General features: G+C 45.0%; 14 protein-coding genes. All 14 read right to left on the bottom strand.

Annotation, left to right across the window (positions count from 1 at the left end):
* Positions 1 to 6 precede the first annotated feature (6 nt).
* The 14 genes from V1501_RS07740 to V1501_RS07675 all read right to left on the bottom strand — a co-directional run bounded on the left by V1501_RS07740 (position 7) and on the right by V1501_RS07675 (position 15,304).
* A complete protein-coding gene (locus V1501_RS07740) occupies positions 7 to 894 on the bottom strand; it encodes a helix-turn-helix domain-containing protein (protein WP_409292382.1) in 888 nt (295 codons plus the stop codon).
* Positions 895 to 911: 17 nt separating this feature from the next.
* Positions 912 to 1,703 (bottom strand): DUF3388 domain-containing protein, encoded by a 792-nt coding sequence (locus V1501_RS07735; RefSeq protein ID WP_409293289.1) that lies wholly within the window; start codon positions 1,701 to 1,703, stop codon positions 912 to 914.
* Positions 1,704 to 1,915: 212 nt separating this feature from the next.
* Entirely contained in the window at positions 1,916 to 2,179 is a 264-nt protein-coding gene (locus V1501_RS07730) for a DUF3243 domain-containing protein (protein ID WP_409292381.1), read from the bottom strand.
* Between the two features lie 80 nt (positions 2,180 to 2,259).
* Positions 2,260 to 2,985 carry an elongation factor P 5-aminopentanone reductase gene (ymfI, locus tag V1501_RS07725; protein WP_409292379.1) on the bottom strand — a complete coding sequence of 242 codons (726 nt, stop codon included), beginning with the start codon at positions 2,983 to 2,985 and terminating at the stop codon, positions 2,260 to 2,262.
* A 68-nt stretch (positions 2,986 to 3,053) separates the two neighbouring features.
* The gene (yfmH, locus tag V1501_RS07720; protein WP_409292378.1) at positions 3,054 to 4,340 is read right to left on the bottom strand and encodes an EF-P 5-aminopentanol modification-associated protein YfmH; all 1,287 of its coding nucleotides are present in this window, start codon (positions 4,338 to 4,340) and stop codon (positions 3,054 to 3,056) included.
* 1 nt (position 4,341) lies between these two features.
* The gene (yfmF, locus tag V1501_RS07715) at positions 4,342 to 5,616 is read right to left on the bottom strand and encodes an EF-P 5-aminopentanol modification-associated protein YfmF (protein ID WP_409292376.1); all 1,275 of its coding nucleotides are present in this window, start codon (positions 5,614 to 5,616) and stop codon (positions 4,342 to 4,344) included.
* Positions 5,617 to 5,957: 341 nt separating this feature from the next.
* Positions 5,958 to 6,917: an ABC transporter permease gene (locus V1501_RS07710; RefSeq protein ID WP_409292374.1), complete on the bottom strand. Its 960-nt coding sequence runs from the start codon at positions 6,915 to 6,917 to the stop codon at positions 5,958 to 5,960.
* Complete coding sequence (locus tag V1501_RS07705; RefSeq protein WP_409292372.1) at positions 6,918 to 7,964, bottom strand: ABC transporter permease; 1,047 nt, start codon at positions 7,962 to 7,964, stop codon at positions 6,918 to 6,920.
* A complete protein-coding gene (locus tag V1501_RS07700) occupies positions 7,957 to 9,495 on the bottom strand; it encodes an ABC transporter ATP-binding protein (protein WP_409292371.1) in 1,539 nt (512 codons plus the stop codon). Before V1501_RS07700 ends, V1501_RS07705 begins: the two co-directional genes overlap by 8 nt.
* A 197-nt stretch (positions 9,496 to 9,692) precedes the next feature.
* Positions 9,693 to 10,769 (bottom strand): BMP family protein, encoded by a 1,077-nt coding sequence (locus tag V1501_RS07695; RefSeq protein ID WP_409292370.1) that lies wholly within the window; start codon positions 10,767 to 10,769, stop codon positions 9,693 to 9,695.
* Positions 10,770 to 10,830: 61 nt separating this feature from the next.
* Positions 10,831 to 11,556 (bottom strand): GntR family transcriptional regulator, encoded by a 726-nt coding sequence (locus V1501_RS07690; RefSeq protein ID WP_409292368.1) that lies wholly within the window; start codon positions 11,554 to 11,556, stop codon positions 10,831 to 10,833.
* A 187-nt stretch (positions 11,557 to 11,743) separates the two neighbouring features.
* Positions 11,744 to 14,113 carry a DNA translocase FtsK gene (locus V1501_RS07685; RefSeq protein ID WP_409292366.1) on the bottom strand — a complete coding sequence of 790 codons (2,370 nt, stop codon included), beginning with the start codon at positions 14,111 to 14,113 and terminating at the stop codon, positions 11,744 to 11,746.
* Positions 14,114 to 14,339: 226 nt separating this feature from the next.
* The gene (locus V1501_RS07680) at positions 14,340 to 14,570 is read right to left on the bottom strand and encodes a YlzJ-like family protein (protein ID WP_409292364.1); all 231 of its coding nucleotides are present in this window, start codon (positions 14,568 to 14,570) and stop codon (positions 14,340 to 14,342) included.
* Positions 14,567 to 15,304, bottom strand: a complete 738-nt coding sequence (locus tag V1501_RS07675; protein WP_409292363.1) for a ClpP family protease — start codon at positions 15,302 to 15,304, stop codon at positions 14,567 to 14,569. Before V1501_RS07675 ends, V1501_RS07680 begins: the two co-directional genes overlap by 4 nt.
* Positions 15,305 to 15,346 lie beyond the last annotated feature (42 nt).

Genomic DNA, 15,346 nt, shown 5'->3' with positions numbered 1-15,346 from the left:
AGATGACTATTCTGCAGGCTTGAATTGAACTTTTATGTTCTGTGATACTGAGTTCTGCGGCGGAATGGCATACTTGAGCTTCTCACCGTTGATATAAACCTCAGTTTCTGTTGTTTTTCCGATTACAAGGCTTGCCCCTTGATTCTTGGTCATGTCGTATTCCTTGCTCTGGCCTTTTGTGAGGACACCCTGGAACAATGACTTTTCTCCATAATCCTTGATGTTCACCCATGTTTCACCTGTAGAAACAAGCTTGAGCTTAAATTCTTTCGAATTGCTAAAGGAATAGGCGGAGTTACGCCCCTGTTTGCTGATAACCTTGATTTCTGGCTTAACTTCCTCCGCAGGCTCTTGCTTTTTTTGCTCCTGGCCGGAAGTTTTATCGGCAGTTTCTTTTGCAGGCTTTTCTTTTACTTTTTCCTTAAGCGGGGAATCCTTTGATTCACCCATTGTCACGGACTGATTCGGCTGTTCTGCCTTGTCACCGCCAGCTGGTGAAGTCGATTTGGAAACAAGCACCCAGACAAGTACGGCTGCACCTATTACAAACAATGCGACCAATATCTTGGGCAGAGCTTCAAGCGTCTTCGAGTTGGATGGGCCGATTGATTTGCGCGTCTGGACTCTGGAAAGCTGCTGTGGCAGCTCCTCGTTATAAGATACCGGGATCTCATTCTTATATTCCTCAAATATCATCTCCGGCTCAAGGCCGACAGCCTCCGCGTACTGCTTAATGAACGCACGCACATAGAACTTCCCGGGCATAGTGTCATAATTACCTTCCTCAATGCCGATCAAGTACCTTTTTTGAATCTTTGTTACCTTTTGTAAATCATCAAGGCTTATGCCTTTTTCTTCCCTGGCTTCTTTCAGTCTGATACCTAACTCTGTCACTTGCAACCACCACCATATTAAAAATCAAAAGAGCCGAAATCAGATTCTCCAAATTCAGAGCTTTGATCTACTACTTCATACGTAATTTTTTCTTCTGGGTCGTTCCTGAGTTCAATAATATAATCAAAATCATCAAGAGAGTATTCCGTATTTTGGACAAAAATATCAGGATGCTCCACAACCTTGACAGCATCAAGCCGCATGATTTCCCTCACAAGCTGGAGATGGCGCTCATTCCCTCTTTTAGTAGAAACGATGCCATCCAGGATGAATAGATTATTCTCACTATATTCATCCTCAATCAGCTGGCTCCTGATGGTCTGTTTCAGGAGGGTGGAAGAAACAAAAAGCCAGCGCTTATTGGCACATACGCTCGAAGCGACAATGGATTCCGTTTTTCCAACACGCGGCATTCCCCTAATGCCAATCAGTTTATGGCCTTCCTGTTTGAACAGTTCTGCCATGAAATCAACGAGCAGGCCGAGCTCATCCCGCACGAAGCGAAATGTTTTTTTATCATCGGCATCCCTTTGTATGTATCTCCCATGCCTGACCGCTAAACGGTCACGGAGTTTCGGCTCTCTAAGTTTAATTACTTTTATCGTGTCCATCGTTTGAAGGATAGATTCAAGCCGCTGTATATTCCGGCTGTCCTTGGCAAGGAGCAGCAGGCCGCGCCTTCCTTCGTCGACTCCATTTATTGTTACGATATTGATGGATAGCATACCAAGCAAAGAAGAAATGTCACCTAACAGTCCAGGACGGTTTTTTTGAATTTCGTACTCCAAATACCATTCTTTCTTTTCCAACAAAAACCACTCTCCCCTGTAAGTGACAGTTTTCGGCTTATTTTTCTAGCTTCTATAATAATATATGATTTCATAGGAAGTTAAAAGGGATAAGGCAGAAAAAGTTAAGAATGAATCTGGATGTAAAAAGGTTGCATAATAAAGTTATTTCTGAGGGGTTTTCTATACGAAATGAAAAAGGGCCAGGCTCGTAGAGCAGCCAGGCCCTTTTTTTATTTAGATTCCGATCCGTTATTTTCTACCAGCTTGACCATCATGTTGGCAATGGCATGCTTTTCTTCTTCGGAAGCTACTGACCACAGGTCGGCCAGCACTCTTTCCTGATCATTCTTGGGATCTACCTGTTTTGCCAGATAGCCGCCGATCTGATAGGCCATATCTGATACGACCGAATTATCCATACCTTCGTTCTGAGCATGATTCAGACGGCTGCCCAAAAATCCTTTCCACTCTTCCCAGTTTTGCAAAACTGACATTCCAATCCATCCCTTCTATAATTTGAGTCAGCTATAGTTTGTGAAGGAAGGGATAACTTCATTCATCATTCTGAAAAAAATCAAGTATGCCATCCGCCATTGACGCCAAGCACCTGCCCGGTTATGTAGGAGGCTTTCTCTGAAAGCAGGAAGGCTGCCGTTTCAGCGACTTCCGCCGGCCTTCCCATCCGGCCGGCGGGAATGGCACCTTCTAGATCCTGAAGTTCTTCCGGTGTGAAATCATCCATCATGGCCGTTGCAACAGCTCCGGGCGCAATGGCATTGACCCGTATCCCCGTTGGAGCCAGTTCCTTGGCCAGGGCCTTGACGAAGGAGTTCTGGGCACCCTTTACCATGGAGTACAATACCTCATATGAAGCTCCGGTCTGTCCCCAAATGGATGTTATGGCAACGATTGCCGCTTTTTGTTTGTTCATGAGTTTTGGCAAAAGTGTTTTGCTGAGCATGAAGGGGCTTGTCACATGAAGCTGGATCATTTCCGCCGCCATGCCTTCCTCCATGTCTGTCACCAGTCCGTAAGCACTCTTGCCGCTGTTCAATACTATATAGTCCAGGGAAAAAATCTCCTTGGACAGTTTTAGATAGCCGTCCGGTTTTGAAAGGTCTGCCTGGATCGGAATGAGATCTATTCCGGGGCGGCTTATTGCGGCTGCCAGATCTGCAATCGATCCTTCATTCTTATTATAATGCAGGTATAATGAAAATCCTTCTCTTGCCAGGACTTCTGATAGGCTCCTGCCTATGCCTCCGCTTGCTCCTGTAATCAGGGCGAATTTTTGAGTCATGTGCTTCTCCCCCGTGCGTTTCTATAATTACAGCCGAAAAAGAGCCGGCTCGGCCGGCTCCTTTCCCCTTATTTCGGTACAACCTGGCAGACACTGATTCTGCTTTCATCTATGAAAGCGGCGGCAGTCTGTTTGATATCTTCAATTGTAATCTGTTCAAGCATCGGCAGGACATCAAACAATTTCATCTCATTAAATGCATATCTTGTGAATTGGTTGGCAATGTATTCAGGTGAATTGAGCGATCTTAGGAAAGAACCGATTTTTTTCTTTTTCGATCTGTTCAACGCCTCTTCTGTAAGTATGCTGCCTTGCCGTGCCTGGAGGAGATATCCTTTCAGCTTTTCCTCCAGCCGGTCTGGATCATCGGTGTCCCCGCCGGCCATGGCAAACCCGAAGCCAAGCTCCTGAGTGTAGTCATAGGAGAAGGTCTGGTCGATCAGCCCTTCATTATACAGCTCCTCATAAGCTTTCGTGCTTTTCCCAAAGATCATATCAAGCAGAACATTCACCGACAGCTCGTATTTCAGCATTTCGCTTCCCTGCTGATCAATCTCATTGGCTTTAATGCCAACAAGGCATTTAGAGGACTGTACATTCATGCTGAGAACCTTCTTCTTTTCAGCCACAGCCCCCTTCTCTTCAGGAAATCTGCGCTGTATCTCCGGCTGGTCCTTGTAATCCTTTTTGGACTGGTTTTCCTTTATCTGCTTCATAATCTGATCCGCATCCACGGGTCCGGTAACGAAAAGAAGCATATTGCTCGGATGGTAGAAGGTTTCATAGCATGTATAGAGCAGCTGGTCGGTTATCCCGGCAATCGACTCAACCGTACCTGCGATATCGATTTTGACGGGATGCTCACCAAACATGTTCTCGATCAGGCCGAAATAAAGCCTCCAGTCCGGGTTGTCATCATACATGTCAATCTCCTGTCCGATGATCCCTTTTTCCTTTTCCACTGTCTTTTCTGTAAAATACGGATCCTGGACAAAATCTATCAGGGTCTCCAGGTTCTCTTCCACATTGGAAGTGGATGAGAAGAGATAAGCAGTGCGGGTGAAGGATGTAAAGGCATTTGCAGATGCTCCCTGCCTTGAAAACTGCTGAAAGACATCTCCGTCCTCTTTTTCAAAAAGCTTATGTTCAAGAAAATGCGCAATCCCATCCGGAACCTTAAGGAAATTATCCCCTGTCAGGGGCTTGAAGTGGTTATCGATTGATCCATATTTAGTCGTAAAGGTTGCATATGTCTTATTGAAACCTTTCTTGGGCAGTATGTACACATCCAGCCCGCTGTCCAGCTTTTCATAATATAATTCTTCATCCAGCTGTTTAAACGGTATCTTTTCCAACTTATTGCCCCTCCAATCCGGTTAAGAAATAGATGGTGTCGAGCTCGATTTTTTGTGCTGCCTCCACCACTTCGCTATGTGTAACGGCCTCGGTCTTCCTGAGCCAGTCATCCATATTGACAGGCACTCCGGCAATGACACCATGATACAGAATTTCTACAAGACCCCGGGCGATATCGATCGTCTCAAGCATCTGATTGCGGATGACAGCCTTGGTCTGGCTGATTTCTTCTTCCGTGAAATCCCCTTGCTTCATGGCTTCCATCTGTTCCTTGATGATGCTGACTGCCTGATCATAATTTTTGTCCTCAATGCCCGACATAACCATCAAAAGTCCCTTATGGCTCTCCGTCCTCGCAGATGCATAATATGCAAGACTCGCCTTCTCACGAACATTGATGAACAGCTTTGAATGGGAAAAAGCCCCAAAGACGCCGTTGAACACTTGTAGAGCATAATAGTCCTGGTCTCCATACACTATATTTGTGCGATATCCGATGTTAAGCTTCCCCTGCTTCAGATCCTGTCTTTCAATAACTTCTTTAGCTTCAGTAATCTGTATGTGCCCGGTTTCCGCTTTCTTCGGACTTCTGTCCCCCAGCTTAAAAAATCTGCCGGCGGCTTCAGCAGCTTCTTCCTCTTCCACATCCCCTATGACATAGAGATCCAGTTCATCCTCTGCCAATGCTTGCTGGTAATATTCATAAAGGGACCGGGATGTAACCGCCTCTACATCTTCGAGTTCGCCATTTGGATCCAGTCTATAGGCCTCATCTCTGCACATTTCCTGTACGAGCCTCGAGGCGGAATAACGCATCTTATCATCATAAATAGACTGTATTCTCTGCTTAAGTGTCCGCTTTTCATTGCTTACGGTGCTCTCATCGAAAGCTCCCTCTTTTGCATTTGGGTTGAATAACACTTCTGCAAGCAGGCTGATTCCCTTTTCCAGCAGGGGTGCCGGATCGGTCAGGAATTTTTCATTGGCGATTTCTAGTGTGACTGTGATGATATGATATTCCCCTTTTTTCGCCAGGTCCACAAACAGACTTGCCCCATACAGATCATCCAGATGCGACCGTAAAGAAGTAGTGGTCGGATATTCTTTGGTATTGCTCTGCAATACATAAGGCAGGAGCGACCTGAGTGTGACCGTATCTTTTGAGAGCGGCGCCTTCATTTTCCACACCAAGGTGTTGGTTTTATATTTACCGGTATTTACGATATGCAGTTTTAGCCCGGGCATCTCCCGGATTACTTCATTAATGATGGCCAAGAATGCTCCTCCTTCTGGTGGTCAATTAAGTTATATATTGACTTTAACCTATTTTTTCTCAATAAGTCTATTTTAACCATTTTTATGTTTTCATTCTAAATTATACACATTATTCACTGGAGGAAGACCCGGACACGCAAACTTTCTATATCCATACTATATCGTGCCTAAACAATTATTTATAAATATAAAGCATCAAAACCAAGGCTGGCATAAAGACTATCTAATAACAAAAGGCCTGGCTCCTCATCCACAAGCAGCAGGACAGCTTTACAGCCATTCCAATCTTGTTTTTAATGAGGAGCCAGACCCTTATGATATGGCCATGATTCAATTGTTTGTTATCTTTTTCCTTTTTCATATGGCTGACCAGATGCTTTCGGGGCATCTGCACGGCCAATGAAACCGGCTAAGGCAAGAATCGTCAAAACATATGGTGCAATCAGCAGGTAAACATTCGGGATATCCTTGAAGAATGGAAGCCCTGAACCTACGATGCTCAAGCTTTGCGCGAAACCGAAGAAAAGTGCGGCGCCCAGTGCACCGATAGGATGCCATTTCCCGAAAATCATAGCAGCCAGAGCCATAAAGCCCTGTCCGCTGATGGTAGCATGCCCAAAATTATTGGTTACTGTAAGTGCAAACACGGCACCTCCGAGACCTCCAAGAGCACCTGAGATCATTACTCCTATATACCGCATCCTGGTTACACTTATTCCCATCGTGTCTGCAGCCATAGGATGTTCGCCCACTGAGCGTAGACGGAGTCCAAATGGAGTCTTGTAGACTACATACCAGGCAAGTACTGCCACAGCAATCGCTATATAAGAAGTATAATAAGCATCGCTGAACAGAAGCGGCCCTAAGAGTGGAATGTCTTTTAAAACAGGGATGTCTATTTTACCAAAAGTGGTTGTAATGCTGTCTGTCTCGCCTTTTCCATAAATTAGCTTAACTAAAAACATGGAAAGTCCGAGTGCTAAAAAGTTAAGTGCCACACCACTGACTGTTTGATCCGCTTTAAAGGTAATGGAAGCCACAGCATGGAAAAGCGAAAAGACGGCTCCTGCCACTACTGCTACCAATAAAGCCAGCCATGGTGTCCAGGAATGAAATGTATCAGCAAATGTTAAATCAAAAACAATGGCAGAGAAAGCTCCAAAAACCATCAGTCCTTCCAGACCGATATTGACAACCCCAGACCTCTCAGAAAATACTCCGCCAAGAGCGGTGAATATCAGGGGAGTTGCCAGAAAAATCATAGAAGGAACAATAATTTGAAGTACTTGATAGAAACTCAATTACTTCACCCCTTTCTTGTTGGAGCGGGTAAGCGCCCAGCGGATAATATAGCTGGAAGCTATGAAGAAAATAATTAAAGCAATGATGATATCTACCAGCTCAGTTGGAATACCGGTCTCAAGAGGCATATTAAGCGCACCAACCTTTAATCCCCCAAATAGGATTGCTGATAGAATAATACCTATGGATGTGTTGCCCCCCAGGAGAGCCACAGCAATTCCATCAAAGCCGATTCCTGTAAAACCACCTTTTATTGAGGCATACCCGAATGTCCCAAGTCCTTCCATGGAGCCGGCTACACCTGCAAAAGCTCCGGAAATTACCATGGAAAGGATAATATTCCTGTTAACATTCATACCTGCATATTCTGAAGCATGGTGGTTAAAACCTACAGAACGCAGTTCATATCCTTTGGCTGTCTTCTCTAAAATAAACCACATCAGGAATGCCCCCAGGAGTGCTATCAAAAAGCCCCAGTGCAGCCTGGAGAAATCTGTATTTTCAGAGAGAAAAACGGATTTCAGCATGGCTGATTCATGAACATCCGGCGTGCGGTCAGCATTTTTTGAAAGTACAGTACGAATGATATTATTTGTGATATGAAGAGCTATATAGTTCATCATGATAGAAACAATAACTTCATGAACCCTGAAACGCGCCTTTAAAAATCCAGGGATAAAGCCCCAAAACGCACCTGCTGCTGCAGCCGCAAGAATGGCCAGCGGCAAATGAATTACTTTCGGAAGGTCAAAGGCCAGTCCAACCCATACTGATGCAAGCCAGCCCACAAGTACCTGACCTTCTACTCCAATATTGAATAACCCTGTCCTAAAAGCGAAAGCAACTGCAAGACCCGAGAGGATATACGGAGTGACCTGGCGTATTGTTTCACCGGCATAGAAAACATCGCCAAACATTCCGTAAAATAATGCTGAGAAACCTGCAAGCGGGTCATAGCCGGATACCAGCATAATGATTGTACCCGCGATAAGGCCGAGAAGAACCGCAACAACGGGCACTATTATATTTGTAAATCTTTTAAACATTGGTATCTTCCCCTTCTCTCCTGCTTACCTTGCTGCCTGCCATCAATAGTCCAAGCTCTTGTTCAGAAGTCTGCTTGGGATCTACTACTGCAACAATGCGTCCTTCATAAATAACTGCAATCCGGTCGCTTACATTCATAATTTCATCAAGTTCAAATGAGATCAGGAGCACACCTTTGCCCCGGTCTCTTTGTTCAATCAGTCTCTTATGAACAAATTCAATGGCTCCAACATCCAGTCCCCGTGTGGGCTGAGCAGCTATCAGAAGGTCCGGGTCGCGATCGACTTCCCTGCCTATTATGGCTTTCTGCTGATTCCCTCCCGATAACGCCCTTGCCAGAGTATACTCTGATGGAGTACGCACATCAAAATCTTTAATCAGCGTTCTGGCTTTTTCATAGATAGACTTATAATTAAGAATGCCTTTTCTTGAGAATGGCTTTTTGTAGTATGTCTGGAGAACCATGTTTTCTCCAATTGGAAAGTCTAAAACAAGGCCGTGCTTGTGTCTGTCCTGCGGAATATGACCAAGCCCTGATTCAGTAATCCTGCGGGGTTTCATATTTTGGATTTCTTTTTGATTTAAAAGAATGGTGCCAGACTCAGATTTTTTCAATCCTGATATGGCTTCAATCAGTTCAGTTTGACCATTTCCATCAACCCCGGCTATTCCAACTATTTCACCGGATCTTATCTCAAGCGATAATTCATTTATAGCTGTAACCCCTCTTGAATCCTTCACTGTTAAATCTTTGATTTCAAGCACATTTCCTTTTGGAGAGGCCTCTTTTTTCGTAGTCTTGAAAACTACATCCCTGCCGACCATAAGGGAGGCCAGTTCATTAGGATTTGTCTCGGAAACGTTCACCGTACCTATTCCAACACCCTTGCGGATAACCGTAACACGGTCACAGACATCCATTATTTCTTTCAGTTTATGAGTGATTAGAATAATAGATTTACCTTCTTTAATTAGCGTTTTCATAATTACAATTAATTCTTTTATTTCCTGCGGAGTCAGTACTGCAGTGGGCTCGTCAAAAATCAGAATATCCGCACCGCGGTAAAGTGTTTTTAATATCTCTACACGCTGCTGCATACCAACCGAAATGTCTGATATTTTGGCTTCTGGGTCTACTCTTAAACCATATTGTTCTGAAAGCTGCCTTACTTTCTTATTAGCCTCGCCCATATTGATTCTGCCAGCTTTTGAGGGTTCACTGCCCAATATAATATTTTCAGTGACAGAAAACTTATCAACCAGCATAAAGTGCTGATGAACCATGCCGATTCCCAGATTGTTTGCAATATTTGGATCCGTGATTCGCACTGGGTTTCCGTTTACACGTATCTCTCCTTGTTCCGGCTGATAAAGCCCGAATAGAACATTCATCAAGGTAGATTTACCTGCTCCATTTTCACCCAGCAAAGCATGTATTTCTCCTTTTTTAACCTGGAGAGTAATATTATCATTCGCAACAATACCCGGAAATTCTTTTCTTATGTTGAGCATTTCTATTACGTATTCCACTTAGTTTTTCATCTCCTTTTAATAGGATTATGTAAATACAGGATTTCTCCCGCCCCTTTAATTGTTTAAAAACCAAAGGAAAAACTGTAATCCCTTACAGTCTTTCATTCAATTTCCAATCAGGCAGAATGTTTTCCGAAAAATAAAGGAATATTAGGCTGGACCTGCCAGCCCTATATTCCTTTATCAACCTGATATTATTTGAAATTCTTCAAGTCAGCAGGAGTACTTGGAACTTTTACTTCTCCCGATTTGATTTTCGCTGTCCATTCTTCCACAGCTTTAAGTGCTTCTTTAGACACATTGTCTTTAGTAGGAGCTATGCCGATACCATTCTGGTCAAGACCGTATTCTGTCACTTTTCCGCCAGGGAAACTGCCATCTTTAGCTTTTTTAGCGATATCCTGTACAGCGACATCTACACGTTTAACCATTGAAGTAAGCATAATGTTTGTTTTATCATCAATTTTTCCATCTGGTGCCTGGTCTCTGTCAACGCCAATCGCCCAAATGTTTTTGCTAGGATCTTTTTGCTTTACTGATTTTATTTCGTTAATCATACCGATACCAGTTCCGCCCGCAGCATGGAACAGGATATCCGCTCCTGACTTAAGCATAGAATTGGCAGTTGCCTGTCCAAGGTCCGGCTTGTCAAATGCACCAGTATACTTTGTAATTACTTCAGCTTTTGGATTAACTGACTTAACACCAGCTTTAAAACCTGTTTCAAACTTTTCAATCAGCGGTGATTGAACTCCGCCGATAAAGCCGACTTTGTTCGTTTTAGTTGTCATGCCTGCTACAACTCCAACAAGGAAAGAACCTTCATGTTCCTTAAAGGTGATGCTGGCAACATTAGGCTTTTCAACCACTGCATCAACAATTGCGAATTTCGTATCTTTACGCTGGTCCGCGACTTTAGTAACTGAATCCTGCATCATGAATCCTATGCCGTATACTAAGTCAAATCCTTGGCGTGATAATGTCGTTAAGTTAGTTATATAATCAGAATCGGATTTAGACTGAAGGTAATCAAAACCACCTTTTCCTTTTTCCTGGTTATTTTCTTTACCAAATGCTTGAAGACCTTCCCAAGCTGACTGGTTGAAGGATTTGTCATCCACTCCACCAACATCTGTTACCATTCCAACTGAAAATGCATCCTTCTTGCCGCCATCTGCGCCTTTTTTGTCCTCACTCTTGCCGCAGGCGCCAAGCATTGTTCCAGCAGCTAAAACAAGAGACAGTGCTAAACCAAATTTACGCTTTTTCAAGGTAAAACCCCCTATTTTTTTTGAATTAGTAGAATATAATGACTTTTCCAGGCGCACTGCACTACACCCGTTTCCGCAGTACATGAAAGCTGAACTTATCAGCCTTGAAGTAGTTGACCGAATGAAGGATTGGATGATCCTGTTCATCATAATGAGTCTGTTTCAGAACAAGGAGAGCAGTTTCCGGATCGCAATTCAAGATGGGTGATATTTTTTCGTGATACCCCATTGGCTCGATATGTGCGATGGCATACGTGATTCTTGCGTCCGACTCTTTTTCAAGGAGGGCCAGAAGCGATTCTTCCCGTCGGGAGAGATCCGGCTTCAGGATATTCTCTGAAATCTTGTCCACACAATAAACAACTGGCTCCCCATTGGCAGTCCTTACACGCTCGATGACTGACATGGTTTCATCTGCTCCCAGGGAAAGTTTCCTCTGGTCTTCTTCAGTCGGTTCCTGAGTATATGAATCTAGGAATATAGTTCCAGGATTCATACCTGCGTTCCGGATCATTCCAGTGACGCTGTCAAGCTGTTCAATTCCAGATGTGAACAGAGGCTTGCCATTGACAAATGTCCCAACCCCATGACGGCGAATGATGACGTTATCTTCCTCAAGTATCCTAAGAGCTTCCCTAAGCGTGGCCCGGCTGACTCCCAGCTGCTTCGCAAGATCAAACTCAGAAGGCAGTTTCTCTTTCTCTTTATAGACCCCTGATTCTATATCCTGTTTTATCCTGTCGATTACTTGCAGATACAAGTGCCGATTATCAAGCTTAATTGGCATGAATGCTTTCCTCCAAAGACTTTGTCCTAGTCATCAGACCTCTGATATCCATCTTTTCTACTAATCGAATTTACTTTATCATTTTTTTTCAAATAAATAAATAGTTGAAAAAAAAAGATTTTTATGCTGTCGAATTTCGCCAAATATTCAAAAAAGACGGGACTTCAAAAAGAATTCCCGTCCGTTCCTATGAAGTATGGGCTTCATCATGCTCCTTGGCCACAAGCACGCTCCGCGGCTTGCTGCCTTCGTATGGACCCACTATGCCGCGCACCTCCATCTCATCAATTAGCCTGGCCGCCCTTGAATATCCTATCCTGAACCGCCTCTGCAGCATGGATACCGAAGCGGTCTGCATTTCGGTAATCAGCTGAACAGCTTCATCATACAGGTCATCATCCACCTCTCCGGAAGTGGCCTCAGGGATATCATCCGGAATCATTTCTTCATTGTACTGGGCTTTCTGCTGGGAAATGACATAATCTACAATCTCTTCCACTTCATCATCAGACAGGAAAGCCCCCTGAACTCTGACGGGCTTGGAGGCGCCGACAGGTAAAAAGAGCATATCCCCGCGCCCCAGCAGCTTTTCCGCACCACCCATGTCCAGGATGGTTCTTGAGTCAGTCTGGGATGATACACTGAAGGCGATTCTTGAAGGAATATTGGCCTTGATGACCCCTGTAATGACATCTACTGACGGCCGCTGTGTTGCAATGATCAAATGGATGCCAGCAGCACGTGCCATCTGGGCCAGCCTTGTGATCGCATCCTCGACGTCTGAGGATGCTACCATCATCAGATCAGCAAGCTCATCCACAATCACCACGATGTAAGGAAGAAGCGGCTGCTTCGTTTCACTCTCTGCATTATGCCGTTTCACCGATTCATTATAGCCCTCAATATTCCGGGTGCCGCTGTGTGAAAACAGCTCATAGCGGCGTTCCATCTCGCCGACTACCTTTTTCAAAGCCTGTGATGCCTTCTTTGCATCGGTCACAACAGGTGCCAGAAGATGCGGAATGCCGTTGTAGACATTCAATTCAACCATCTTCGGATCGATCATCATCATTTTTACCTCATGGGGCTTCGCCCTCATCAGGATGCTCGTGATGATGCCGTTGATGCAGACAGACTTCCCGCTGCCTGTAGCCCCGGCCACCAGAAGATGGGGCATCTTATTCAACTCTGCCAGGACTGCGTCTCCTGAGATATCCCGGCCAAGCCCGATCTGCAGCTTGGCTTCAGGCTTATTATGTTCCTTGGTATCAATGACTTCACGCAGTGTGACCATTGCAATCTCGGAATTCGGCACCTCGATACCCACTGCTGATTTACCAGGGATAGGGGCTTCAATCCGGATCCCTTTGGCAGCGAGGGCCAATGCTATGTCATCGGACAGGCTGACGATCTTGCTTACCTTTACACCAACATCCGGATTCACTTCATATTTGGTTACAGCCGGTCCAAGATGCACCTGAGTTACCTTGGCTTTTACCCCAAAGCTTAGGAAGGTCTTCTCAAGCTTAGCGGCGTTTGCATGGATCTGCTTGAACTCTCCGCTCTGGTCAGCCTTCTTTGGAGTGGTAAGGAGTGAAAGGGGCGGAAGCGTGTATTTGTCGTTCTCCACTTCAGAAAAATTGATCTGAGGTGTAAGATCTTCTTTGTCTTCTGGATCCTTCACAGAGTCCTTACCGCCTGCTGCTTTTTCATCCGGACCTGATCCTCCCTCTTCCCCCTGCTCCTCGCTGTATGCTCTGCTTGCAAAATTAGAAATCAGCGGCTGTGGAGCCTCCGTCTCCCTCTGGGAATCGCCAGGATCGACTGCCTGAAAGTCAGGCTGCTGTTCCTGAACCCGTCCTTCGGCGTGCTGCTGGGTGCGGTTCTGCTGCCTTTCACGCTTTTTATCGGCCCGTTCACCCTGCCAGGCTTTCATATCATCAATGAAAGCTCCCCACTGTGAGCTGAGGAAGCCTCCCGTCCCGCTGATAATTCTGCCGAGAGTATCTCCTATTGTCCTGCCAGTCACAAGTACAAGCCCGATAATGATCAAAAGGAATGCAACCATCTTTGTGCCGGCCGCATCAAACAGGAAGTAAGAGGATGCAAACAGAACAGCCCCTATCATACCGCCTCCAAGATCACGTGTACTCGCTTCACCTTTTACTTCCATCCAGAAGAGCTCCGAGGTATTTGAGATGACGCTCGGCTTCTTAAATGGGCCCCCTTCCGACAGGAGTTCAAAAAGGGTAACATGACTGAGCAGAAGGATTGAGGCAATGATGATATAAATTCCCACCAGCTGCCTCTTAAAGAAAAAAGGCAGTTTCCGTTTCCACATCAGATAGACGCTGAGTATACATAATCCTAATAAGGCGAGTATATACCATTCTCCCATAAAGAATCGGACCAGCAGCACGAGCGCTCTTCCGACAGTCCCAAGCTCTGCCATGGCAATGGCCGACAGGGCGAACAGGATTAGCCCGGTCAGTTCGAACCTTAAGGTCTGCTTAAATCCTTCCGCATTCTTTTTTGATCTTCTTTTTCGTTTTGCCATTTCATCACCTTTGCCATTCTAGTTATTCGCACAGATTGCCAGGGAAAATAATAAAACCCGGCAGCCGCCGGGCGTATGCCTTTTTTCCGGCCAGCCTGTTTCCGTTGTTTTCAAAGTTATCCGGTTCATAGTAATTCATAACCATATGTAAACTTAGAAAGCAGCCACATGGCTGCTTTTTATTATCACTTAATTATATCATAAAAACCATAGACTGTACGAGCTTTCATCTTGCAAAATCCGACGGTGAATAATGCAGGAGGCTGCCAGGCTGTATATCAGGATCAAGATAATGAAGGGGATCCGTGCTTATTATGCGGTCTATCCTAAAACAGGTCGGTGACATATATTCAACCTGCATCTGGATGCCTCTATAATCAATGTTCATCATTTGCGGCTCATGGAGGACATTTGTTAAAAAAATCTGCTCATGCGGTACTGTGGTATAGAGTATCACTGAATGATCCCGCCTGACTCTTCTGCTCTTTCCGCAATCAATTCATTAAGCTTCCTCATTGCCTGGCCAACGCCTCCGACTGCATGGATCAGGCCTGATTCCACCGCTTCGGCTCCAACAATATTCGTGCCAATATCTCTTGTCAGATTTCCCTTTGCCAGCATAAGCTCCTTGAACTTCTCTTCCGTAATATTGGAATGCCTGGTCACGAAGCTGACTACCCGCTCCTGCATTTTGTCAAGATATTCAAAGGACTGCGGGACACCGATCACAAGGCCCGTCAGCCGGATGGGATGAATAGTCATGGTCGCTGTTTCCGCTATGAACGAATAATCGCAGCTGACCGCAATGGGAACTCCAATCGAATGTCCTCCGCCCAGTACAATTGATACCGCAGGCTTTGACAAGGAGGCAAGCATCTCAGAAATGGCCAGGCCGGCTTCTACATCACCGCCGACTGTATTTAAAATAACAAGAAGTCCCTCGATATTCGGATTTTGTTCGATGGCCACAATCTGAGGGATAACATGTTCATATTTCGTTGTCTTATTTTGAGGCGGAAGCTGCATATGACCTTCAATCTGGCCTACGATGGTTAAACAATGGATCTTAGAATCCTTCGACATCTGGGGAACATCTGTCTGTCCCAGCTGCTGAATCTTTTCGATCAGGCTTGAAGCCGGCTTCCCAGTTTCCTGTTTATCGCCTTCGGCCTGATTTACTTCGTTTCTCATGCTCATATCTCCTTTGCCTGGATTATGTAGCTAGTATGAGCA

Source organism: Paraperibacillus esterisolvens, assembly GCF_046237625.1.
GTDB classification, from domain to species: Bacteria; Bacillota; Bacilli; order Bacillales; family DSM-1321; genus Paraperibacillus; species Paraperibacillus esterisolvens.
Note: the sequence above shows the minus strand (reverse complement) of the source record. Positions and strands in the feature narration are given on the sequence as shown.